General features: G+C 61.5%; 1 pseudogene. It reads right to left on the bottom strand.

Annotated elements, in window-relative coordinates:
• Window positions 1-204 (bottom strand): annotated as a pseudogene (locus V5F77_RS29340) (hypothetical protein); the annotation flags it as partial.
• Window positions 205-262: the final 58 nt, after the last annotated feature.

Below are 262 nucleotides of genomic sequence, written 5' to 3'. Positions count from 1 at the left end.
TTGGGTCGACTCGTCCGAATGATGATCCGCGGGATCAGGCGAGGCGATCTGGTGCGGATGATCCGCCGCAGCGGCGTATGCCGAATCCTCGTCGTGGCACGGTGCGGAATAGGCGCTGGCGATGGGTGCGAACAGCATGGCCATTGCCACCAGAATTGCTGGTAGCACTTTCACCCACTCCGCTGCGGAACTGAGCCTGAGCATGTGCCTCATCGCCTCACCGGCGAACTATGCCTCATCGTAGGTGCGCATGAAAGGACCG

Source organism: Roseixanthobacter psychrophilus, from assembly GCF_043195195.1.
Lineage (GTDB): Bacteria > Pseudomonadota > Alphaproteobacteria > Rhizobiales > Xanthobacteraceae > NCEH01.
This window is presented reverse-complemented; position numbering and strand designations above follow the sequence as displayed.